This window comes from Streptomyces sp. NPDC008092 (assembly GCF_042957285.1).
GTDB lineage: Bacteria > Actinomycetota > Actinomycetes > Streptomycetales > Streptomycetaceae > Streptomyces.
The window spans coordinates 573,892-596,504 of the sequence record NZ_JBIBHY010000006.1; the positions used below are offsets into that span (position 1 = coordinate 573,892).

The 22,613-nt window shown below is 72.5% G+C and carries 19 protein-coding genes; 13 read left to right on the forward strand and 6 right to left on the reverse strand.

Annotated features, from left to right (window positions below; translation table 11 throughout):
- The first annotated feature begins 191 nt into the window (after positions 1–191).
- Positions 192–1,229, forward strand: a complete 1,038-nt coding sequence (locus ACFZB3_RS22520) for a substrate-binding domain-containing protein (RefSeq protein ID WP_391377611.1) — start codon at positions 192–194, stop codon at positions 1,227–1,229.
- Between the two features lie 129 nt (positions 1,230–1,358).
- Complete coding sequence (locus ACFZB3_RS22525; RefSeq protein WP_391377613.1) at positions 1,359–2,204, forward strand: phosphatase PAP2 family protein; 846 nt, start codon at positions 1,359–1,361, stop codon at positions 2,202–2,204.
- Between the two features lie 284 nt (positions 2,205–2,488).
- On the opposite strand, the gene ACFZB3_RS22530 is transcribed toward ACFZB3_RS22525, so the two are convergent.
- Together ACFZB3_RS22530 and ACFZB3_RS22535 are read right to left on the reverse strand one after the other, a co-directional pair.
- Positions 2,489–4,063, reverse strand: coding sequence for an amidohydrolase family protein (locus ACFZB3_RS22530; RefSeq protein ID WP_391377615.1), 1,575 nt, complete (start codon positions 4,061–4,063; stop codon positions 2,489–2,491).
- Between the two features lie 85 nt (positions 4,064–4,148).
- On the reverse strand, positions 4,149–5,600 hold the full coding sequence (locus ACFZB3_RS22535; RefSeq protein ID WP_391377617.1) for an amino acid permease: 1,452 nt from the start codon (positions 5,598–5,600) through the stop codon (positions 4,149–4,151).
- 178 nt (positions 5,601–5,778) lie between these two features.
- Between ACFZB3_RS22535 and ACFZB3_RS22540 the strand changes: the two genes are divergently transcribed.
- The 3 genes from ACFZB3_RS22540 (at position 5,779) to ACFZB3_RS22550 (ending at position 8,373) form a co-directional block, all read left to right on the forward strand.
- A complete protein-coding gene (locus ACFZB3_RS22540; protein ID WP_391377619.1) occupies positions 5,779–6,387 on the forward strand; it encodes a TetR/AcrR family transcriptional regulator C-terminal domain-containing protein in 609 nt (202 codons plus the stop codon).
- Positions 6,388–6,521: 134 nt separating this feature from the next.
- Complete coding sequence (locus ACFZB3_RS22545) at positions 6,522–7,190, forward strand: VanZ family protein (protein ID WP_391377621.1); 669 nt, start codon at positions 6,522–6,524, stop codon at positions 7,188–7,190.
- Positions 7,191–7,215: 25 nt separating this feature from the next.
- Positions 7,216–8,373, forward strand: coding sequence for an ATP-binding protein (locus tag ACFZB3_RS22550; RefSeq protein WP_391377623.1), 1,158 nt, complete (start codon positions 7,216–7,218; stop codon positions 8,371–8,373).
- Here the strand turns inward: ACFZB3_RS22550 and ACFZB3_RS22555 are convergent.
- Positions 8,361–11,354 carry a bifunctional [glutamine synthetase] adenylyltransferase/[glutamine synthetase]-adenylyl-L-tyrosine phosphorylase gene (locus ACFZB3_RS22555; protein WP_391377625.1) on the reverse strand — a complete coding sequence of 998 codons (2,994 nt, stop codon included), beginning with the start codon at positions 11,352–11,354 and terminating at the stop codon, positions 8,361–8,363. The two genes, ACFZB3_RS22550 and ACFZB3_RS22555, sit on opposite strands and share 13 nt — an antisense overlap.
- A gap of 170 nt (positions 11,355–11,524) precedes the next feature.
- Here ACFZB3_RS22555 and ACFZB3_RS22560 point away from each other — a divergent pair, with 170 nt between their 5' ends.
- From ACFZB3_RS22560 to ACFZB3_RS22580, 5 genes are all read left to right on the forward strand, one after another.
- Positions 11,525–12,025 carry a pyridoxamine 5'-phosphate oxidase family protein gene (locus ACFZB3_RS22560; protein WP_391377627.1) on the forward strand — a complete coding sequence of 167 codons (501 nt, stop codon included), beginning with the start codon at positions 11,525–11,527 and terminating at the stop codon, positions 12,023–12,025.
- Between the two features lie 142 nt (positions 12,026–12,167).
- Positions 12,168–13,040 carry an alkaline phosphatase family protein gene (locus tag ACFZB3_RS22565; protein ID WP_391377861.1) on the forward strand — a complete coding sequence of 291 codons (873 nt, stop codon included), beginning with the start codon at positions 12,168–12,170 and terminating at the stop codon, positions 13,038–13,040.
- A 1-nt stretch (position 13,041) separates the two neighbouring features.
- Complete coding sequence (locus ACFZB3_RS22570; protein WP_391377629.1) at positions 13,042–14,319, forward strand: MFS transporter; 1,278 nt, start codon at positions 13,042–13,044, stop codon at positions 14,317–14,319.
- Positions 14,316–15,335 (forward strand): TolB family protein, encoded by a 1,020-nt coding sequence (locus tag ACFZB3_RS22575; RefSeq protein ID WP_391377632.1) that lies wholly within the window; start codon positions 14,316–14,318, stop codon positions 15,333–15,335. The genes ACFZB3_RS22570 and ACFZB3_RS22575 overlap by 4 nt, the downstream gene beginning before the upstream one ends.
- Before the next feature lie 91 nt (positions 15,336–15,426).
- Positions 15,427–16,593 carry a SpoIIE family protein phosphatase gene (locus ACFZB3_RS22580; RefSeq protein ID WP_391377634.1) on the forward strand — a complete coding sequence of 389 codons (1,167 nt, stop codon included), beginning with the start codon at positions 15,427–15,429 and terminating at the stop codon, positions 16,591–16,593.
- Between the two features lie 38 nt (positions 16,594–16,631).
- Here the strand turns inward: ACFZB3_RS22580 and glnA are convergent, their stop codons facing one another.
- Positions 16,632–17,993: a type I glutamate--ammonia ligase gene (glnA, locus tag ACFZB3_RS22585; RefSeq protein WP_391377636.1), complete on the reverse strand. Its 1,362-nt coding sequence runs from the start codon at positions 17,991–17,993 to the stop codon at positions 16,632–16,634.
- Positions 17,994–18,367: 374 nt separating this feature from the next.
- Between glnA and ACFZB3_RS22590 the strand changes: the two genes are divergently transcribed.
- Complete coding sequence (locus tag ACFZB3_RS22590) at positions 18,368–19,582, forward strand: globin domain-containing protein (RefSeq protein WP_391377639.1); 1,215 nt, start codon at positions 18,368–18,370, stop codon at positions 19,580–19,582.
- Between the two features lie 73 nt (positions 19,583–19,655).
- On the opposite strand, the gene ACFZB3_RS22595 is transcribed toward ACFZB3_RS22590, so the two are convergent.
- Both ACFZB3_RS22595 and ACFZB3_RS22600 read right to left on the reverse strand, forming a co-directional pair.
- A complete protein-coding gene (locus tag ACFZB3_RS22595; RefSeq protein WP_391377641.1) occupies positions 19,656–20,180 on the reverse strand; it encodes a hypothetical protein in 525 nt (174 codons plus the stop codon).
- Between the two features lie 254 nt (positions 20,181–20,434).
- Positions 20,435–20,878: an Rrf2 family transcriptional regulator gene (locus ACFZB3_RS22600; protein WP_391377643.1), complete on the reverse strand. Its 444-nt coding sequence runs from the start codon at positions 20,876–20,878 to the stop codon at positions 20,435–20,437.
- 169 nt (positions 20,879–21,047) lie between these two features.
- On the opposite strand from ACFZB3_RS22600, the gene ACFZB3_RS22605 reads away from it, so the two are divergent.
- Together ACFZB3_RS22605 and ACFZB3_RS22610 are read left to right on the forward strand one after the other, a co-directional pair.
- Positions 21,048–21,719 carry a DUF3105 domain-containing protein gene (locus ACFZB3_RS22605; RefSeq protein WP_391377645.1) on the forward strand — a complete coding sequence of 224 codons (672 nt, stop codon included), beginning with the start codon at positions 21,048–21,050 and terminating at the stop codon, positions 21,717–21,719.
- Between the two features lies 1 nt (position 21,720).
- Entirely contained in the window at positions 21,721–22,359 is a 639-nt protein-coding gene (locus ACFZB3_RS22610; protein ID WP_391377647.1) for a DUF305 domain-containing protein, read from the forward strand.
- The last annotated feature ends 254 nt before the right edge of the window (positions 22,360–22,613 follow it).

Here is a 22,613-nt window from a genome sequence, read left to right on the forward strand (position 1 = left end):
GACCGCCGTGAGACGCTTGTTTACGGCGGTAGAGCGCTACGGCGGCCACTTGTGCAAGACTCTGCAAGCTCTTGCCATCATGTTCAGTAGGGAGTGCGATGACGCAGCAGCCCACCGCGGGCCGCCCCCCGGGCCGCATCAGGCGCCCGATCGGTGTGCAAGGGGACATACGGCCGGTACAGTCCAGTGCCGTGACCACACGGCTTGCCGACATCGCAGCGCAGGCGGGGGTGAGCGAGGCGACGGTGAGCCGGGTCCTGAACGGGAAGCCGGGCGTCGCCGCCACCACCCGCCAGTCCGTGCTCGCCGCCCTGGACGTCCTCGGCTACGAGCGTCCGGTACGGCTGCGGCAGCGCAGCGAGGGCCTGGTGGGCCTGATCACGCCCGAGCTGGAGAACCCGATATTCCCGGCGCTCGCGCAGGTCATCGGGCAGGCGCTGACCCGGCAGGGCTACACCCCGGTGCTCGCCACCCAGACCCCCGGCGGGTCCACCGAGGACGAGCTGACCGAGATGCTGGTGGACCGCGGGGTCGCGGGCATCATCTACGTCTCGGGCCTACACGCGGACACCACGGCCGACATGCAGCGCTACGAGCGGCTGCGGGCGCAGGGCGTGCCGTACGTGCTCGTGGACGGCTTCTCGCCGAAGGTGCAGGCGCCGTTCATCTCCCCCGACGACCGCGCGGCGATGACGCTGGCCGTCACCCACCTCGTCTCCCTGGGGCACGCCCGGATCGGGCTCGCCCTCGGCCCGAAGCGGTTCGTCCCCGTGCAGCGCAAGATCGAGGGGTTCGTGCGGGCGATGCAGGACCAGTTGGGCCTGCCGGCGAACGTGATCGAGTCGGAGCTGGTCCAGCACTCCCTCTACACGCTGGAGGGCGGTCAGGCGGCCACCACGGCGCTCATCGACCGGGGCTGCACGGCGATCGTGTGCGCCAGCGACATGATGGCGCTCGGCGCGATACGGGCCGTACGGCAGCGCGGGCTCGACGTCCCCCGGGACGTCTCGGTGGTCGGCTTCGACGACTCCCCCCTCATCGCGTTCACCGACCCGCCGCTCACCACCATCCGCAAGCCGGTCCCGGCGATGGGCCAGGCCGCGGTGCGCACCCTGCTGGAGGAGATCGGCGGTACCCCGGCTCCGCACAGCGAGTTCGTTTTCATGCCGGAGCTGGTGGTGCGCGGTTCTACCGCGTCGGCACCGGGCGACCGCACCAACCGCCCCTGACGGCACAGGAGTACCCGGGTGCGGGCTGTGCAGTACCTGGGTAGTAGTCGCGGTGCCGTAGAACATGCGGCGTGAACCCAACCTTGGGATGATCTGTCGAAGACGCCTTTTCTGGCAGACTCTGTACCTATGAGTGACTCGACCGTGACAGAGCCGGAAGGTCGCGCACAACAGACCCTTCCGCGGACCGTCACGGGCGAGGGAGAACAGGGGTTCCTGGGTCGGCTGCGGACGCCGCGGCGGCCCCGGCTCTGGTTCGAGATCCTGCTGATCGCGGTGAGTTACTGGACCTACTCGCTGATCCGCAACGCGGTCCCGGAGCAGAAGGCGCAGGCGCTGCGCAACGCCGACTGGATCTGGCAGGCCGAGCAACATCTGGGGATCGCCGTCGAGGATTCGGTCAACCACGCCGTGAACTCGGTGAATTGGCTGATCGTCGGCATGAACTACTACTACGCGACGCTGCACTTCGTGGTGACGCTGGGGGTCCTGGTGTGGCTCTACCGCAGCCACCCCGGCCGGTACGCGGCGGCCCGCCTCGCCCTCTTCGCCACGACGGGCGTGGCCCTCCTCGGCTACTACCTGTTCCCGCTCGCCCCGCCCCGCCTGATGAACGGCGACCGCTTCGTCGACACGGTGATGGTCCACCACACCTGGGGTTCGATGGCCTCCGGCGACCTCAAGCACATGTCCAACCAGTACGCCGCGATGCCGTCCATGCACATCGGCTGGTCCCTGTGGTGCGGCCTGACGATCTTCGCGCTGGCCTCGGTGCCCTGGGTCCGGCTCCTCGGCCTCCTCTACCCCACGGCCACCCTCCTCGTCATCGTGGCCACCGCCAACCACTTCTGGCTCGACGCGGTGGGCGGCGCCCTCTGCCTGGCCTTCGGCTTCATGGTGATACGCCTCTGGTACGGCGCCCTCCCGTACGCCCTGCCCCGGCAGCCGACGGCGGCAAGCCCTGCGGACGGCTGAAGCGAGCCCCTGCGGGCGGCTCAGGCCGACTTCGCCCACGACAACGTCCGGTCCGGCACCGCCGGCCACCGCCGCGGTGGCCGGGCGCCACCGCGGCGGAGAAAAGTGAGCCGTCGGCTCACGACCAACCGACGCATCAATGACAACCTCCGGCCCGGAGCAGCCCCGGCCCGGAGCAGCCCCCGGCTCAGGACAGCTGCCGGCCTCCTTCTCCCGCCGCGGCGGGAGCCCAGCCGGCACGGCGGTGGTCGGCGGTGCCGGGCCCTGCTCAGCCCGTCGGTGACTCACTTGCCCCGGTGCACCACATGGCCCCCGGTCACCGTCAGCCGTACCGGTGCCTCTGCCAGTTCGTCCGCCGGGGAGTCGACGGGGTCCAGGGCGAAGGCCGTGAGGTCGGCGCGGTGGCCCACTGTGATGCGGCCTGCGCCGGCCGCCTCGCCCGCCGCCCGCGCCGCGTGGGTCGTGCAGCCCTCCAGGGCCTCCAGGCCGGTCAGGCCCGGGGCGGCCGACGCGGCGCCGCGGGGTGCGCGGGCCGTCGCGAGGACGGAGCGTACGTCGTAGTGGGCGATCGGCCAGTCCGAGCCGAGGGCGACCGTCGCGCCCGCGTCGCGGAGGTCGCGCAGCCGCCAGGCGTGTCCGGCGCGGCCGGCGCCCAGGCGGCGCGACCACTCGTCCGTGCCGTCGGCCCGCGTGTACCCGGTGTGCGGCGGCTGCATCGACGCGGCCACCCCCAGCTCCGCGAACCGCGGGAGCAGCGCGTCCGGTGCCGTCTCGATGTGCTCGACGCGGTGCCGGCCGGCCGCGCCGGGCCCCAGCCCCGCCACCACGTCCAGGACATGCCGTACCGCCGCGTCCCCGATCGCGTGCGTGGCCGTGCGCACCCCTGCAACGTGCAGGTGCCGTACCGCGGCCGCGTACGCCTCGGGGTCCGGCCAGAACGCCGCCGTGCCCTGCCCGTGGCAGTCCGCGTGCTCCAGCCAGGCGGTGCCGCCCTCCACGGTCCCGTCCATGAAGAACTTGACCCCGTCGACCACCCAGTGCCGCCCGCCCCGCCCCTGTGCCGCGACCAGTTCCGCCAGCCCCTCCGGGGTCACGCCCGGCATGCACCAGGGCGCGAAGCGCAGCCGCAGCGGCAGCACGGTCTCCTCGGCCACCGCCCCGACCAGCTCCGCGTCCCCCGCGTCCATGACGTGCGCCCCGGTCAGCCCGGTGGCCGCCATCGCGGCGAGCAGCTCGACCAGCCGGGCCCGGCGGGCCGCGTACGACGGGCGGGGCATCACCCGCTCGACCAGCTGCATCGCCGCGTGCTCCACGAGGTGCCCGGTGGGGCGGCCCCCGGCATCGCAGACGACCTCCGCGCGCTGGGCGAACGCCCGCGCACCCGTGACCCCGGCCGCCGCGAGCGCCGCGCCACTGGCGAGGGCGGAGTGGCCGTCGTAGAGCCGGAGGAAGGCGGGCGCGCCGCCGACCACGTCCTCGACGAGCGCGCGGTCGACGGGCCGCCCCTCGAACGCGTTGTGGTCGAGGCCGAACCCGATCACCCAGCCCTCGGTGCGGCCGGCCCCGGCCAGCGCGGCCCGCAGGCCCGCCAGGTCGCGGACGCCCGACAGGTCGGTCCCGGTCGCCATGTCCAGGCCCCAGACCGGGTGGCTGTGCGCGTCCACCAGGCCGGGCACCAGGTGCGCGCCGTCCAGCGCCACGACCTCGGTGCCGGGTCCCCGCCAGTCGCGTACGTCCCGGTCGTCGCCGACGGCGGCGATCACCCCGTCGCGCACGGCGACGGCGGTGGCGTACGGCCGGGCGGGGTCGAGGGTGCGGACCTCGGCGCCGGTCAGGATCAGGTCGGGGCTGGCGGTCATGGTGCGGTGAACTCCCTTGTTCGGTACGGCTGTTCGGCGGATCGGCGGATCGGCCCTTCGACTGCCCGGCCGTTCGGCCGTTCGGCTACTCGGTCGGCTCGGACGCGAAGTCCGCGTACACCGCGGGCCGTGCGCGGCGCAGCCACCACGCGAGGCCCAGGCCCGCGGCGAAGACGGCCGGGGCGATCACGATCAGCAGGGTGTTGACCGTGCTGGACGCCCCGGTGAACAGGTCGATGTGGGTGATGACGAGCCCTATCGCGGTGGCGAGCAGGACGGCGGCGACGGTCGGGGCGACCACGGTGCGCAGGGTGCCCTCCTCGTGCCGTACCCGGCGGAAGTAGCAGGGCACCGCGATCGCGGCGAGCAGCTGGAGCGCGAACAGGCCGATCATTCCCGGGGTGTTGACCCACAGCAGCAGCTGGTTGTACGGGTCGGCGCCGGCGGCCCAGAAGGCGAGCACGACCGCCAGGCCGAGGACGGTCTGCGCGACACCGGCCAGGTACGGGGAGCGGTGCCGCGGGTGGATCGTGCCCAGCCTCCTGGGCAGCACGCCCTCCTCGGCGAGGGCGAGGACGTACCGGTTGATCGCGTTGTGGAAGGCGAGCAGCGAGGCGATGATGCTGGTCACGATGAAGACGTGCATCAGGTCGGCCGCCCAGCCGCCGACGTAGGTGGTGATGGCGGAGAAGAACAGGCCGCCGGGGTCCTTGGCGGCCGCCGCGATGACCTCGTCGTTGCCGAAGGCCTGGATGACGATCCACACGCAGAAGGCGTAGAAGAGGCCGAGGAAGGCCACGGCCACGTAGGTGGCGCGCGGGACGGTCCGCTCGGGGTCGCGGGCCTCGCGCCGGTAGATGACGGTCGACTCGAAGCCGGTGAAGGCGGCGAAGGCGAAGGCGAGGACGACCGCGGTGCCGGAGACGAAGACGTGGCCGGGTGCGAAGGAGGCGCCGGACAGGCCGTGCGCGCCGCCCTTCACCAGCACTCCGCCGGCGAGGAGGACGAGGATGCCGGTCTCGGCGACCAGCAGCACGCCGAGCAGCTTGGCGCCGAACTCGATGGAGCGGTAGCCGCCGTAGCCGATGAGGACGAGACCGGCGAGGGCGATCGGCAGCCAGGGGACGTCGATGCCGAAGAGGGCCTTCGCGGTGTCCCGGCCGGCGCTGCCGAGCAGGCCGTAGACGCCGATCTCCATGCCGTTGTAGCCGATCAGGGCGAGCAGTGCCGCGCCGATGCCGACGGGGCGGCCGAGGCCGCGGGTGATGTACGCGTAGAAGGCGCCGCCGCTTCTGACGTGCCGGCTCATGGTGGTGAAGCCGACGGCGAAGACGGCGAGGGTGATGCCGGCGATGAGGTAGCCGGCGGGGGCGCCGATGCCGCCGAGCAGGACGGCGAGGGGGGCGACGCCGGCCATCACGGTGAGCGGGGCGGCGGCGGAGATGACGAAGAAGGCGATGTCGGCGGTGCCGAGCGAACCGGAGCGGAGCGTGGCCACGGCGGGTGGCGTGCTCTCCTCGCGAGCGGTGACGGACATGGGGAGGAGCCCTTCGAGCGCGACGGACGGGAGGGTTCCGGGCGTGCGGGATGACCGGCGCTACCAGGGCAGGAGCTGCCCCGGACCCGTAAATCTAAAGCCTTTCGGTTTTGGCAATGTAGCCTCCTCCTGGACATCCGGGAAGACCCGTTTCACACCTCCGGGGGAGAACACACGCATGGGACGGCCGCGCACCCCGCTCCTCGACCGGGAGCGGATCACCACGACCGCGCTGCAACTCGTGGACGAGCAGGGCGACTTCAGCGTCCCGCAGATCGCGAAGCGGCTGGGCACCCAGGCCGGTTCGCTGTATCACCATGTGGACGGCCGGGACGGCATCGTCGAGCTGCTGCGCGAGCGGGTCGCGGCCGCGATCGACCCCGCGACCCTGGACCTGGCCCCCTGGGACACCGCCGTGGAGTCCTGGGCCCGCTCCTACCGGGCCGCGTTCGCCGCCCACCCGCGGGCGATCCCGCTCCTGATGACCTCGCCGGTGCGGGCGCCCCGGGTCCTGGAGCAGTACGAGCGGGCGGTCACGGTGCTGCTGACGGCGGGCTTCGCCCCGGCGGACGTGATGCCCCTGCTGATCGCCCTGGAGAACCTGGTGCTCGGCTCGGCGCTGGACCTGGCGGCCCCGGAGACGATGTGGGAACTGACGGACCGGACACCGACCCCGCACCTGGCACAGGCCCTGGCGGCGGTGGGGGACGGCAGGGCGGACCGCGCCTTCGAGGTGGGCCTGACGGGCCTCATGAACCACGCCCGGAGCCTGCTGCTCCGGCACTGAACCCCTGCTCCAGCAGGCTCCGTGACCGACAGACTCCGTGCTCGGCAGACTCCGTGCTCGGCACACTCGGCGTATCGCGGGCGTATCGAGAATCGCATACGCCGCCGCAACCGCCCGCCGCCTTCCATGGAGGCGTGAACCGAAACGCATCCTTCCTCGGCCTGGCGGTCATCGGTGTGGCGGGCGCCGCGTTCTTCCTGCGGCGGCCGCTCATGATGTCCGCCCCGAGGTGCATGGCCGGGCAGTGGCACGGCTGCTTCGACACCTTCAACGGCGTGGTGCTCATGACGCTGGTCACGCTGCCGCCGGCCGCGCTGGTGGCGTGGGCGCTGGCGTACCGCCGGCGTGCCGCCGGTGACGCGTCGGCGTGGCGGACGTCGCTGGCCGAGGTGGGCATGGTGCACGGGACGGTGCCGTTCGTGTGGCTGACCATGATGCCGGGCGAGGGGGCCGGTACCGCCCCCGCCCGGGTGAGCCTCGTGCCGCTGCGGGACCTGGTCACGATGGGGACGCTCGGGATCGTCGGGAACCTGCTGGTCTTCGCGTCGCTGGGGTTCTTCGCCCCGGTGCGGTTCGCGGCGCTGGCGTCCGCGCCGCGGATCCTGGCGCTCGGAACGGGCTGCTCGGTCCTGGTGGAGACGGCGCAGTACGTCTTTCGCCTGGACCGGGTGTCCTCCGTGGACGACGTCCTGGTCAACGCCACCGGCGCTCTGCTGGCCGGGCTGGCGTCGCGCCCCTGGTGGCGCCCGGCGGCACAGCCGCCCTCGGACCGGCCGAGCCGCGCGCTGACGCCGACGGGCTGAGTCACGTGCCTACGCTGGGGACACCGTGAACAGACGCCCGAACCTCAGCGCCCGGCTGAAACTCACCCTCAGCTACGCCGGCTTCCTCCTCGTCGCCGGTGTCCTCCTGCTGGCCGTGATGTGGGTGTTCGTGCTGCGCTGGCTGCCGGACGACGACGCCAGATCGATCCAGCGGCGGTTCGGCGCCGTGATCATCATCGGGCCCAGGCGCTCCGACCTGCTGAACGGCTTCGCCCCCGCCGCGGCCACGGCACTGGCCTTCCTCCTCGTCTTCGGCCTGCTGGGCGGCTGGATCCTCGCCGGCCGGATGCTCGCACCGCTTACCCGGATCGCGTCCGCGGCACGGCTGGCCTCGAACGGATCGCTCTCCCACCGGATCCGCATGACGGGCCCCAGGGACGAGTTCCGGGAGCTCGGCGACGCGTTCGACACCATGCTCGAACGGCTCGAATCCCACGTCGCCGAACAGCAGAGGTTCGCCGCGAACGCCTCCCACGAGCTGCGCACCCCGCTGGCCGTCTCCCGCGCGCTCCTCGACGCCGCCCGCGACGACCCCACGCGGGACCGGGGCGAACTCATCGAGCGCCTGCGCACCGTCAACACCCGGGCGATCGACCTCACCGAGGCGCTCCTGCTGCTCAGCCGCGCCGACGGGAGGAGCTTCGCCCGTGAGCCCGTCGACCTCTCCCTCGCTGCGGAGGAGGCCGCCGAGACACTGCTCGCCCTGGCCGAGAAGCGCGGGGTCACGCTCGACGTCACCGGCGAGCCGGCCCACGCCGTCGGCTCCGCGGCACTGATCCTGCGGATGGTGACGAACCTCGTCCAGAACGCCGTCGTCCACAACCTCCCGGCCGGCGGCACCGTGACGGTCCACACCGGACGGGAGCACGACGCGAGCGTGCTGCGGGTCGAGAACACGGGCCGTCCGCTCCCGCCGGAACTGGTGCCGACCCTCACCGAGCCCTTCCGGCGCGGCACCGAACGCGTCCGCACCGACGAACACGCCGGCGTCGGCCTCGGGCTGGCCATCGTGCACAGCGTCGTCCGGGCGCACGACGGCACCCTCGACCTCGCGCCCCGCCCCGGCGGCGGACTCCTCGTCACCGTCCGGCTCCCCGCCTCCCGCGGGGCCGCCGCCGAGCCCCGTCGGGCGCCGTGCTCCAAGCCCCGTCAGGCCCCGTAGAAGAGCTCCTCCACGACCGCCCGCGCCCTGCGCGTGGTACGCCGGTACGCGTCGAGCATGTCCCCGGCGTGCCCGTCCCCGTACCCCAGGTACCGCCCGACGGCGGCGAGTTCCCGGCTCTCGGTGGGGAACGTGTCGCCGGCCCGCCCGCGCACCAGCATCACGGCGTTGCGCACCCGCGTCGCCAGCACCCAGGCCTCGTCGAGTATCGCGGCCTCCTCGGTCCCCAGCAGCCCGGCCGCCTGCGCCGCGGCCAGCGCCTGGCGGGTCCGGGTGGTGCGCAGCCCCGGCTCGGCCCAGCCGTGCCGCAGCTGCAGCAGCTGCACGGTCCACTCGACGTCGGACAGCCCGCCCGGCCCGAGCTTGGTGTGCAGTTTCGGGTCGGCGCCGCGCGGCAGCCGCTCGGACTCCATCCGCGCCTTGAGCCGCCGGATCTCGCGGACCGCGTCCTCGCCGAGCCCCTCCGCCGGGTACCGCAGCGGGTCGACCAGTTCGATGAACCGGCGCCCCAGCTCCTCGTCCCCGGCGACCGGTTCGGCCCGCAGCAGGGCCTGCGACTCCCACACCAGGGACCAGCGCCGGTAGTACGCCTCGTAGGCCTTCAGCGTCCGCACCAGCGGCCCGGACTTGCCCTCGGGCCGCAGGTCGGCGTCGATCAGCAACGGCGGGTCGGCGCTCGGGATCTGCAGCAGCCGGCGCATCTCGGCGACGACCTTGTTGGCCGCGTCGGCGGCCTCCCGCTCGTCCACGCCCTCCTGCGGCTCGTGCACGAAGACGACGTCGGCGTCGGAGCCGTAGCCCAGCTCGTGCCCCCCGAACCGGCCCATGCCGATCATGGCGAACCGGGTGGGCAGGGTGTCGCCCCAGCCGTCCCGGACCACCGCGCGCAGGGTCCCCGCCAGCGTCGCCGCCGTCAGGTCGGAGACCGCGCCGCCGACCCGGTCCACCAGGGCGCCCTGGTCGGCCTCGACGGGCTTGGTGTCGGTGCCGTAGGAGTCCACGATGTCGGCGGCGGCCGTCCGGAACAGCTCGCGGCGGCGCACGCCGCGCGCCGCCCGCACCCCGTCCTCGGCGTTGTCGGCGCGGCCGGCGGCGGCCAGGATCTCCTGCTCCAGCTGGGCCCGGCCGCGCGGCTCCAGGCCGCCCCCGTCGCCGTCGCCGAGCAGGGCCACCGCCTCCGGGGCGCGCATCAGCAGGTCGGGGGCGAGGCGGCCGGCGGACAGCACACGGGCGAGGTTCTCGGCGGCGGCGCCCTCGTCCCGCAGCAGCCGCAGGTACCAGGGGGTCTTGCCGAGCGCGTCGGAGACCTTGCGGAAGTTGAGCAGGCCCGCGTCCGGGTCGGCGGAGTCGGCGAACCAGCCCAGTAGGACGGGCAGCAGGGTGCGCTGGATGGCGGCCTTGCGGGTGACGCCGGAGGCGAGGGCCTCCAGGTGGCGCAGGGCGGCGGCGGGGTCGGCGTAACCGAGGGCCACCAGCCGCTCCCGGGCCGCCTCGGCGCTCAACCGGGCCTCGCCGGGAGCGAGTTGGGCGACGGCGTCGAGCAGCGGGCGGTAGAAGAGCTTCTCGTGCAGGCGCCGTACGACGCCGGTGTGCTGCTTCCACTCGCGGATCAGCTCGGTCACCGGGTCGGTGCGCAGGCCCAGCGAGCGGCCGAGGCGGCGCAGGTCGGCCTCGTCCTCGGGCACCAGGTGGGTGCGGCGCAGCCGGTAGAGCTGGATGCGGTGCTCCATGGAGCGCAGGAAGCGGTAGGCGTCGTCGAGCTGGACGGCGTCGGCGCGGCCCACGTAGCCGCCGGCGGCGAGGGCCTGGAGGGCGTCGAGGGTGGTGCCGGAGCGCAGCGTGAGGTCGGCGCGGCCGTGCACCAGCTGGAGCAGCTGGACGGCGAACTCGACGTCCCGGAGCCCGCCGGGGCCGAGCTTCAGCTCGCGGTCGATCTCGGCGGCCGGGATGTTCTCCACCACGCGCCGGCGCATCTTCTGCACGTCGGCGACGAAGTTGTCGCGCTCGGCGGCCTTCCAGACCATGGGTTCGAGCGCGGCGACGTACTCCTGCCCGAGGCCGAGGTCGCCGGCGACCGGGCGGGCCTTGAGCAGGGCCTGGAACTCCCAGGTCTTGGCCCAGCGCTGGTAGTAGGCGACATGGCTGCTGAGGGTGCGCACGAGGGGGCCGTTGCGGCCCTCGGGGCGGAGGTTGGCGTCGACCGGCCAGATCGACCCCTCCACGGTGGTCTCGGAGCAGATCCGCATCATGTGCGAGGCGAGCTTGGTGGCGGACCGCAGGGCCTTGCTCTCGTCGGCACCGTCGGCGGCCTCGGCGACGAAGATGACGTCGACGTCGGAGACGTAGTTCAGCTCGTGGCCGCCGCACTTGCCCATGGCGATGACCGCGAGCCGGCAGGCGGCGGCGTCGTCGGGCGCGGCGGCCTCGGCGAGGGCGAGGGCGGCGCGCAGGGTGGCGGTGGCGAGGTCGGCGAGTTCGGCGGCGGTCTGGGCGACGTCGGTCGTGCCGCACACGTCCCGGGCGGCGATGGCGAGCAGGCAGCGCCGGTAGGCGACCCGGAGCGAGACCGGGTCGACGGCCTCGGCGAGCCCGCGTTCGAACTCCGCGACGCCGGGGTGCAGGTCGCGGGGCTCGTAGGTGACCAGGGCCTCCCAGTCGCGCGGGTGCCGGGCGAGGTGGTCGGCGAGGGCGGCGGAGGCGCCGAGGACGCCCAGCAGGCGGTCCCGCAGCGGCTTGGCCGCTATCAGGGTGTCGAGCAGCTCGCGGCGGGCGGTGTGGCCGGGCTGGGCCTCCAGGAGCCGTACCAGGCCGTGCAGGGCGAGGTCCGGGTCGGCGGTGGCGCCCAGGGCTTCCAGGAGCACCGGGTCGTCGCGTACGGCGGCCAGCTCGACGCTGTCCAGCAGCCGCTCGGCGGCGGAGGCGTCGGTGAAGCCGTGCCGCAGCAGTCGCGTGAAGGTGCTGCTCCTGCGCCCCGGCGTCATCCGCGGCCTCCCCTCGGATCGGTATGCGGATCGGTATGCGGATCGGCGTGCTGAACGAGATTCGGATCAAGGTCGTCCACGCCCGAGCCTAACCGCAGACCCCGTCACGGGCGCCGATGAGTTCCGGGCGGGATCGTGGTCTGTACCGGCAACGAACCCAGGGAGGCAACATGCGCGAGCCCGAGGGCGTGCTGGACGCCCGCTACAGCAGCGAGGGCGCCACGGCCCGGGACTGGTCCGAGGCGGAGAAGATCCTGACGGAGTCCGAGCTGTTCTGGATCTCGACGGTACGCCCGGACGGGCGCCCGCACGTCACCCCGCTGCTCGCGGTGTGGCACGAGGGCGCCCTGCACTTCGCCACCGGCCCCGGCGAGCGGAAGGCGGCGAACCTCGCCGGGAACCCGAACGTCGTGCTGACGACCGGCTCCAACGGCTGGACCGAGGGGTACGACGTGACGGTCGAGGGCGAGGCGGTACGGGTCGCCGACGACGACCGGCTGCGCGCGCTGGCGGCGGCCTGGGAGGCGAAGTACGGCCCGTTCTGGCGCTACGAGGTCGCGGACGGGTACTTCCGCCATGGGCCGGGACGGACCCTGGTCTTCGCGGTCGCGCCCCGCAGGGTCCTCGGCTTCGGCAAGGGCGAACCGTTCAGCCAGACGAAGTGGGAGTAGTTCATCGGGTCTTCACCTGTCTGGCCGAGCGCGGTGGGGGCGGGGATTATTGGCGTGTGCATGCTCAGTCCGCACCGCCACCGACCCCTCCCTTCCCCCACCACCGGAGGTTGATGTGTCCGGCAGTTCCGCACGTTCCGGGATGCTGCGCCGTACCCGTACGGCAGTGGCGTCCGCCACCGCCTTCACCGCGGCCGCGGTCGGCCTGTGGACCGGGCTCGGCGGCACGTCCGCGCACGCCGCGAGTGCCGTACCGACCCCGGACCACGTGATCGTCGTGGTCTTCGAGAACCACGCCTACAGCCAGGTCATCGGCTCCTCCAGCGCCCCGTACATCAACTCGCTGGCCACCGGCGGCGCCAACCTGACCCAGATGTACGCGGAGACCCACCCGAGCCAGCCCAACTACTTCGCCCTGTTCTCCGGCTCCACCCAGGGCATCACCGACGACAGCTGCTACACCGCGGGCTTCTCCTCGGCGGCGAACCTCGCCTCCGAGCAGCTCGCGGCCGGCCGCACCTGGGCCAGCTACAACGAGACCCTGCCCAGCCAGGGCTCGACCACGTGCAGCAGCGGCAACTACGCGCGCAAGCACAACCCGTGGTTCGGCTTCAGCAACGTGCCGACCTCGACCGCAAAAACGTTCGCCCAGTTCCCGACCGACTACTCCACCCTCCCCCAGCTGTCCTTCGTGACCCCCAACCTGTGCAGCGACATGCACGACTGCTCGGTGTCCACCGGCGACACCTGGCTGAAGAACAACCTGGGCGCGTACGCCACCTGGGCGAAGACCCACAACAGCCTCCTCGTCGTCACCATGGACGAGGACAACCGCCTGGCCGGCAACCGCATCCCGACCGTCCTGTACGGCCAGCCGGTCACCGCGGGCTCCAGCTCGTCCACCACGTACGACCACTACGACCTGCTGCGCACCCTGGAGGACAGCCAGGGCCTGAGCGCGCACGCGGGCAACGCGGCGTCCTCGTCCGACATCAGCGGGATCTGGGCGTCCTGACGTGTACGTAGCGGACAGCCGCGCGAGCACTGCGGCGACGGCGTCCGTGGAAGGTACCGCCCGGCCCGCGACGGCCGGGCGGTACCGCTCCACGATCGCGCCCACCGTCCTCGCCCTCGGCACGGTCAGCCTGGTCACCGACGTGTCCTCCGAGATGGTCACGGCGGTCCTCCCGCTGTACCTGGTGGCGGGCCTCGGCCTGTCCCCGCTGGGCTTCGGCCTCCTCGACGGCGTCTACAACGGCTTCTCGGCGGTCGTACGCCTGGTCGGCGGCCACCTGGCCGACCGCGGCGGCGGCCGTCACAAGTGGGTGGCGGGCGCGGGCTACGCCCTCTCGGCCCTCTGCAAACCCCTGCTGCTGATCGCCCACACCCTCACCCCCATCGGCCTGGTCCTGGCGGCGGACCGCACCGGCAAGGGCCTGCGCACCGCTCCCCGGGACGCGCTGATCTCGCTCTCCAGCACCCCGGAGACGCGGGGCCGCGCCTTCGGCGTCCACCGCGCCATGGACACGGCGGGCGCGCTCCTCGGCCCCCTGGCCGCGTTTCTCATCCTCCGGGCGACGGTGGACGGCTACGACGCGGTCTTCACGGTGAGCTTCTGCGTGGCGGTCCTGGGCGTGCTGGTCCTGGTCCTGTTCGTCCCGGGCGGCGGCCGTACCGAGGCGCCCGGCGCTCCCGCCGCACGCCCCACCCTGCGCGCGGCCCTCGGCCTCCTGTCCCACCGCGACCTGCGCCGCCTCACCGTCTGCGCCCTGCTCCTCGGCCTCGCGACGGTGAGCGACTCCTTCGTCTACCTGCTGCTGCAACGCCGGCTCGGCGTCCCGGACCGCTGGTTCGCCCTCCTCCCCCTCGGCACCGCCGCCGCGTTCCTCCTGCTGGCCGTCCCGCTGGGCCGCCTGGCGGACCGCTGGGGCCGCTGGCGCGTGTTCCTGACCGGCCACGGCGCCCTGCTCCTGGCCTACGTCCTGCTGCTCACGTCCTGGCACGGCACGGCCCTCCCCTACGCGGTGCTGGCCCTGCACGGCACGTTCTACGCGGCGACCGACGGCGTCCTGATGGCCGCCGCCTCCGACACCGTCCCCGAGACGCTGCGCTCGTCGGGCCTGGCGCTGGTCCAGACGGGCCAGGCGGGAGCCCGTTTCGCCTGCTCACTGGGGTTCGGGGCGGCCTGGACGCTGTGGGGCGACCGTACGGCGCTGAGCGTGTCGGCGGTGGCCCTGGCGGTGTGCGCGGCGTACGCCCTCACCCTCCGCCCCTTCCGGAAGGCCGCCGCATGACCCTCCGCTCCCGCCTCCTGATCCTGCTCTCGGCGCTCGCGGTCCTGGCGGCCGTGGCCCTGGCCTCCGTCCTGCACGCCTCCGCCCGGGCGGAGCGCCGCGACCACACCCGGGCGGGCGGCCCGAAGGTCACCCCGGGGACAGTGACCCTCACGGCCCCCGGCCGCATGGTCTTCCGCAACATGGCCTGGGGCCCGCACCGCGACGAGCTGACCTCGGTCCCCGCCACCGCCCCCGCCGGCCCGCGCACCGCCTCCGGCGTGAAATGCCTCCGCTTCTACGCCGCCGCGGGCACGGGCGTCTGCCTCCAGGCGGTCCACGGCCCGGTCTCGGACACGTACCGGGCCGTGGTCCTCGACGCGCACCTGAAGGCGCGGGCCCACTACGACGTCCCGGGCATCCCGTCCCGCGCCCGCGTCTCCCCCACCGGGCACTACGCGGCCTGGACGGCGTTCGTGGGCGGCGACTCGTACGCGGGCACCGACTTCTCGACCCGCACGGCGATCGTCGACACCCGCACCGGCGCCCTGATCCCCTCCCTGGAGGCGTTCCGCATCATCAGGGACGGCCGTCCCTACCAGGCCGCGGACGTCAACTTCTGGGGCGTGACGTTCGCGCCGGACGACCGCACCTTCTACGCGACGCTGGCGACGAAGGGCTCGACCTACCTGGTCCGGGGCGACCTGCGCGCCCGCACGGTCACCACCCTCCACCCGAACGTGGAATGCCCGTCCCTCTCCCCCGACGGCACCCGGGTCGCGTACAAGAAACGGGTGAAGGGACTCCCGAAGGACGCCCCCTGGCGCCTCTACGTCCTCGACCTGCGGACGATGCGCGAGACCCCGCTCGCCGAGACCCGCAGCGTGGACGACCAGGCGGTGTGGAAGGACACGCACACCCTCGTCTACGCCCTGCCGGGCGACTACGGGGCGGACCTGTACGAGGTCCCGGCGGACGGCACCGGGACGGCGCGGCGGATCAGCGTCTCGGCGGTGTCGCCGGCGTACCCGGGCTGACCTCATTCCGAATTCCGGAATAACGGGAATGAGGGACATGCGACCATGGGTTGCTGGTTGCAGGAACAGCAGACGAGCACCGGAGCACGACGTGAGCGCTGCCACGATCACGACCTCTGTGGTCGACACCCTGCGAGCATGGCGCCGTGACGCGCCGGGGCCGCTGCGGCTGGCCGCGCCGCTCCTGCTGATCATCGCGATCCCGGTGGCCGACTGGTTCCTGCCGCCGGACATCCATCTCGCCCACCTCCTCGTCGTCGCCGTGGCGGTCACCGCGGTCGGCAGCGGGCCGCGCGCCACCGCGCTGGTCGGGGCGCTGGCGGTCCTCGCCCTGGTCGGCGCCGGACTGGAACGGGAGAGCCTGACCACCGAGAGCGTCCTGGTCGAACTCTCCGCCCTCGTCGCCGTCTGCGTGTTCCTCGTCCTCTTCACCCGGATGCGGGTCCGTCGCGAGCGGGAACTGGTCCGGGTGCGCTCGGTGTCGGACGCGGCACAGCGGGTCGTCCTGCGGCCGCTGCCGAAGCAGGCCGGACCCGTCTCGCTCGCCTCGCACTACCGCAGCGCCGAAGCGGACACGGCCGTCGGCGGCGACCTGTACGCCGCCGCCCGGGTCGCCGGCTGCACACGGCTGCTCATCGGGGACGTACGGGGCAAGGGACTCCCCTCGATCAGCGACACGGCGATCGTGCTGGGCGCCTTCCGCGCCGCCGCGCACCGCCGGATCCCGCTGCCGGAGCTGGTCGCCTACATCGAGGACGCCGTCCGGTGGGGACTCGCCGAGTTCTCGGAGCCCGACGAGGACGCCGCCGAGCGCTTCGTGACCGCGGCCGTCATGGACATCCCGGACGACCAGCCCGTGGTGCACCTGATCAGCTGCGGGCACCCGCCGCCCCTCCTGCTGCGCGGCCGCACCCGGACGGCGCTGGCGCTGGCGGTCCCGGAACCGTCGCCCCCGCTCGGCCTCGGCGTGTGGCCCGCCGGCGTGGACTGCGCGGAGAGCGCCGGCGGCTGCTACGCACCCGCGACCTTCCCGTTCGAGCACGGCCACCGGCTGGTCCTGTACACGGACGGCGTCAGCGAGGCCCGGAACGCGGACGGCGACTTCTACCCGCTCGCCGAGCGCGCCACGGCCTGGGCGGACCAGGCACCCGGCCCGCTCGTCGAGCAGCTCGCCACGGACGTCCGGGCGTACACGGGCGGCCGGCTGAACGACGACATGGCCATGATCGTCCTCCAGCGCGACCGCACGGCGTCCTGACGAACGGGAGGCCCCGGCGGCCCCGCGGCTGCCCGCGCCTACAGCACCGGCAGGTTCTTCCGCAGTTCGAAGGCCGTGACCTCGCTGCGGTACTCCTCCCACTCCTGGCGCTTGTTGCGCAGGAAGAAGTCGAAGACGTGTTCGCCGAGGGTGTCGGCGACCAGGTCGCTGTTCTCCATCAGGGTGAGGGCCTCGCCGAGGTTCTGCGGGAGGGGTTCGATGCCCATGGCGCGGCGCTCGGAGTTGGAGAGGGCCCAGACGTCGTCCTCGGCGCCCGGCGGGAGCTCGTAGCCCTCCTCGATGCCCTTGAGGCCGGCGGCGAGGAGGACGGCGTAGGCCAGGTACGGGTTGGCGCCGGAGTCGATGGAGCGGACCTCGACGCGCGCGGAGCCGGTCTTGCCGGGCTTGTACATGGGGACGCGGACCAGGGCGCTGCGGTTGTTGTGGCCCCAGCAGATGTAGGACGGGGCCTCGCCGCCGGCGCCGGCCGTGCGCTCGGAGCCGCCCCAGATGCGCTTGTAGGAGTTCACCCACTGGTTGGTGACCGCCGCGGTCTCCGCCGCGTGCTTCAGCAGGCCCGCGATGAAGGAGCGGCCGACCTTGGAGAGCTGGAACTCCGCGCCCGACTCGTAGAACGCGTTGCGGTCGCCCTCGAAGAGGGAGAGGTGGGTGTGCATGCCGGAGCCGGGGTGCTCGGAGAACGGCTTCGGCATGAAGGTCGCCTGCACGCCCTGCTCCAGCGCCACCTGCTTCATGACAAGGCGGAACGTCATGATGTTGTCGGCCGTGGAGAGCGCGTCGGCGTAGCGCAGGTCGATCTCCTGCTGGCCGGGGGCGCCCTCGTGGTGGGAGAACTCGACGGAGATGCCCATCGACTCCAGCATGGTGATCGCCTGGCGGCGGAAGTCCATGCCGACGTTGGTGGGCGTGTGGTCGAAGTAGCCCGAGTTGTCGGCCGGGGTGGGGCGGGAGCCGTCCAGCGGGCGGTCCTTCAGGAGGAAGAACTCGATCTCGGGGTGGGTGTAGAAGGTGAAGCCGAGGTCGGAGGTGCGGGCCAGGGCCCGCTTGAGGACGTAGCGGGGGTCCGCGAAGGACGGGGAGCCGTCCGGCATGAGGATGTCGCAGAACATGCGGGCGGTGCCGGGGGTCTCCGCGCGCCACGGGAGGACCTGGAAGGTGGACGGGTCCGGCTTGGCGATCATGTCGGACTCGTAGACGCGGGCGAAGCCCTCGATGGCGGAGCCGTCGAAGCCGATGCCCTCGTCGAAGGCCTGTTCAAGCTCGGCCGGGGCCACGGCGACGGACTTGAGGAAGCCCAGCACGTCCGTGAACCACAGGCGTACGAACCGGATGTCGCGCTCCTCCAAGGTCCGGAGCACGAACTCCTGCTGCTTGTCCATCTTCCGCTTCCCCATCCTTGCTGGTCAGGCCGCCTGTCTTCCTGTCGCGCAGGAGGCGGTCGGGCACCTGAGCATCACACCACAACAGCATTTCACGCGCGTTGCGCACCTTGATCGCCCGAGCGACCTCGGCCTGAACGGCTCCCGTACGGCAGGTGTCCTGCCCTGCAGCCCATCTTGCCTGCTCGGACCGACATCCGTAATGGCCGGTCCGGTTTCCCGGACAGGCCGACCGGTGACGGACACCACGGCCGCTAAATTTGAATCTCAGATGCAAGTTTTAATAGCGTGCGGGACGACGAGCCGTCCGGCCGTGCCGCGCCGAACGGCCCGGCCGAACCATGCCGATCCACGCCCAGCCACCAGGAGCCCCGATGCTGTCCGAGCCCGCCGCCGCCACCGTCCGCGCCAGCCTCCCCGCCGTCGGCGCCGCCATCGGCGAGATCACCGAGCGGTTCTACGCCCGCCTCTTCGCCGCCCACCCCGGGCTGCTGAGGAACCTCTTCAACCGCGGCAACCAGGCCGCCGGCACCCAGCGGCAGGCCCTCGCAGGCTCCATCGCCGCGTTCGCCACGCAGCTGCTGGACCACCCGGACCGGCGACCCGACGCCCTGCTGAGCCGCATCGCCCACAAGCACGCCTCCCTGGGCGTCACGCCCGAGCAGTACGAGGTCGTCCACGAGCACCTCTTCGCCGCCATCGCCGAGGTGCTCGGCGAGGCCGTCACCCCGGAGGTCTCGGCGGCCTGGGACGAGGTCTACTGGCTGATGGCGAACGCGCTCGCCGCGATCGAGAAGCGGCTGTACGAGGAGAGCGGCGGCCCGGCACTGCGGCCCTGGGAGGTCACCGAGCGGGTGGTGGAGACCGCCGACGTCGTGACGTTCCGGGTGCGGCCGGTGGACGGCGGTGCGGCGGTGCGCGGCTTCCGGGCCGGGCAGTACGTCTCCGTGGGCGTCACCCTCCCCGACGGCGCCCGTCAGATACGCCAGTACAGCCTGTCCGGCGCACCGGGCGAGTCGGTCCGCCAGTTCAGCGTCAAGCGCGTGCACGGCGATCCGGACGGCAGGACGCCCGACGGCGAGGTCTCCCACCACCTGCACACGCGCGTGCGGGAGGGCGACGTCCTCGAACTGTCGGAGCCGTACGGCGACCTCGTCCTCGGCGAGAGCACGGGAGACCCCGCCGGCCGTCCCCTCCTGCTCGCCTCCGCCGGTATCGGCGTGACCCCGATGGTGGCGATGCTGGCCGCGCTCGCGGCCGACGGCCACCGCGCCCCCGTGACCGTCGTGCACGGCGACCGCTCCCCCGCCGACCACGCCCTGCGCGCCGACCACACGTCCTACGCGGCCAAGCTCCCGGACGCCTCCGTCCACTTCTTCTACGAGCGGGACGCGGAGCCGGGCAGCCGCACCGGCCTGGTGGATCTCGCCGGCATCGAGGTCGCGAACGGCACGCGCGCGTACCTGTGCGGCCCGCTCCCCTTCATGCGCGCGGTACGCGCCCAGCTGCTCGCACAGGGCGTCCCCGCGGCCGACATCCACTACGAGGTCTTCGGGCCGGACCTGTGGCTGGCGGCGACCGCGGCCTGACCGCGCGGCGGGAACCGGCAGGGGCCGGCCACCCCCGGAGGAGGTGGCCGGCCCCCGCGCCCGGCGGACGGGATCAGCTCAGGCCGAGGTCCGACAGCGCGGTCGTCCAGTCCGTGACGATCGCGTCCTGGGCGTCGGCGAGGGTGACCGTGCCGGCGCAGACGGCCTTCTTGAGCTTGTTCTCGACGGTGTCCTTGTTGGCGGCGGTCTTGGTGCCGTACTCCGGCTCGGGCCAGAGGTTGAGCTCGCTCTTGGGGGCACCGCCGAGTTCGAGGGGGACGAAGTGGTCCTCCTCGTAGTCCGAGGTGCTGGTGTCCGTGTAGCCGTACTCGACGATCTGCTTCTTCTTCAGCGCGGTGGTGTACGAGCTGGACGGCCGGACGGTCGCGGTCCACCCGGAGACGCAGATGGTGGAGTCGATGGTGGACTGGGTGACGTCCGGGTTGAAGTCGCCGGGCTGGCAGCTGGGGTCGGGGAGGGGGAGGTAGTCCTGGCTGCAGCTCTGCGCGTGCGCGGTGCCGGCGGCCACCGTGAGGCCGGCGGCGGCGAGGGCGAGGGAGGACAGGGCGGTGACCACGGAGCGGGATATTCGGGGCATGGTGGGGGATCTCCCGGAGCGGTGCCCGGCAGGAATTCCGGGCGGTCGTGGGCATGACAGCACCGGGATCATCTATGCGGGTAGAGCCCTTTGTCGGTCGCGGAGATCCCTTTGTTGAACGTTTGAACACGGCGGGCCTTACGGAGGCCAAGTCATGGCCCGCGCTTGGTTGTCGGCATCACGCGCGCCGGATCCGGCCGCGGCCCCGCCGCCCCCGGATCCGGTGCGCGGCCGCCATGTGCGCGCGACCGGCCCTAAGCCGCCCCCGGCCCCTTGGAGATGCTCAGCAGCAGAGGCCCCGTCGGCTCCGCCACCATGTCCGCCACCGTCACCGGGTCCAGCGCCGCGAAGAACGCCTCCTGGGCCCGGCGCAGGGCACCCCGCAGGCGGCAGCCGGAGTGCAGCGGGCAGGGCGTCGCCCCCTCGCAGTCCACCACGTCGCCGTCGCCCTCGAAGGCCCGCACCAGCGTGCCCACCGAAGCGGTACGGCCCTTCCCGGTCAGCGTGAGCCCGCCGCCCCGGCCGCGCCGGGCGTCGACGAGCCCCATGTGCTGCAGTTCGGCGACCACCTTCGCGGCGTGCGTGTAGGGCACGTCCATGTCACCCGCGACCTCGCGGGTGGTGGGACTGGCGTCGCCCGCGACGGCGAGCCGCATCAGGAGGCGTAGAGCCAGATCGGTGGAGCGCAGCAGCCGCATACCGGTCAGGGTAGGTAATACGCATCCGTCATTCAAATTATCGGTTTCCTGTCGGATCCCGGGTCTTTACAGGACTTTCCTGTGCCCTGCCTACGGCTGACCCCATCTCCCCCATTACGATCAGCGGGCCCCACCGTCCACGTCTCTTTCCCCCAGAAGGACACATCCCATGGGTTCCGCGAAGAAGAGCAGCAACGCCGAGCGCAAGGCGCGCATAGAGGAGATGCGGCGGGCGGAGCGTGCCCGCGAGCGCCGCAACCGGATCCTCACCATCGCCGCCAGCACGGTGGTCGTGGCCGGTCTCGTGGTCGGCGGCGTGGTGCTCGTGAACTCGCAGTCGGGCAAGAGCGACAGCGCGAGCGACGCGAAGGGCGGTTCCGGGGACTCCGGGCACTTCGTCACCGGCAGCGACGGCGTGCGGACCTGGACGGGCAAGCTGTCCCGCACCCATGTCACGGGGACCGTGAAGTACCCGATGCACCCGCCGGTCGGCGGCAACCACAACCCGGTCTGGCTCAACTGCAACGGCAACGTCTACACCAAGGCCGTGAAGGACGAGAACGCCGTGCACGCCCTGGAGCACGGCGCGGTCTGGGTGACGTACACCGACAAGGCGAAGAAGTCCGACGTGGACACGCTGGCGGCGAAGGTGAAGGCCACCCCGTACTCGCTGATGAGCCCATACGCGGACCAGACCTCGCCGATCGAGCTGTCGGCGTGGGGGCACCAGCTGAGCGTGACGAGCGCGGACGACCCGAAGGTCGGCAAGTTCTTCGAGACGTACGTGCAGGGCAAGCAGACCCCGGAGCCGGGGGCCTCCTGCACCGGCGGGACGATGTGACGTGAAGAAGCACATCGGCTGGGTCGCCGGCACCGCGGCGGCGGTGCTCGTCGCGGCCGGCGCGATCACCTACGCGGTCGCCGAGGACGGCGACGGCGGTGGCGGCGGCGCCCTGAAGGTCCCGAGCGCGGACGGGGCGGACGCCGGGTTCGCGCGGGACATGGCGGTCCACCACCAGCAGGCCGTGGAGATGTCGTACATCGTCCGGGACCGCACCGCGAACACGGAAGTGCGGCGGCTCGCCTACGACATCGCGCAGACGCAGGCCAACCAGCGCGGCATGCTGCTGGGCTGGCTGACCCTGTGGGACCTGCCGAAGGTGTCGGCGAAGCCGCCGATGTCCTGGATGGGCATGGGCGACATGCCCGAGCGCGGGGACGGTTCGCTGATGCCGGGCATGGCGACCGACACCGAGCTGAAGAAGCTGGGGACCCTGAACGGCAAGCAGGCGGAGATCTTCTACCTCCAGCTGATGACGGACCATCACAAGGGCGGCATCCACATGGCCGAGGGGTGCGTGGCCAAGTGCACCGTCCCGGTGGAGAAGAGCCTCGCCCAGGGCATGGTCGACGCACAGCAGTCGGAGCTGGCGACGATGAAGCAGATGCTGACGGAGCGGGGCGCGAAGCCGCGCGACTGAACCACGCCCGACGCGCCTGACAAGACGGGGGATTTGTCGACTTAACGGCACCGCAAGCATTCAACAACAATCGCAACCGATCTGTAATGTTCTGCGCGCCGCCAAAAGCAACCCAAAAGCCCCTAATCAACGCCCACTTGGGACTTCCTTGGGATTCCCATTCCCCTGGCATGAACAGTTCACCGCAAGAGTGACGTCCACCGCGTGATCCATTCACGGGCCGTTCCGCCGCAGGCCTCCTGGTGATCACGGAC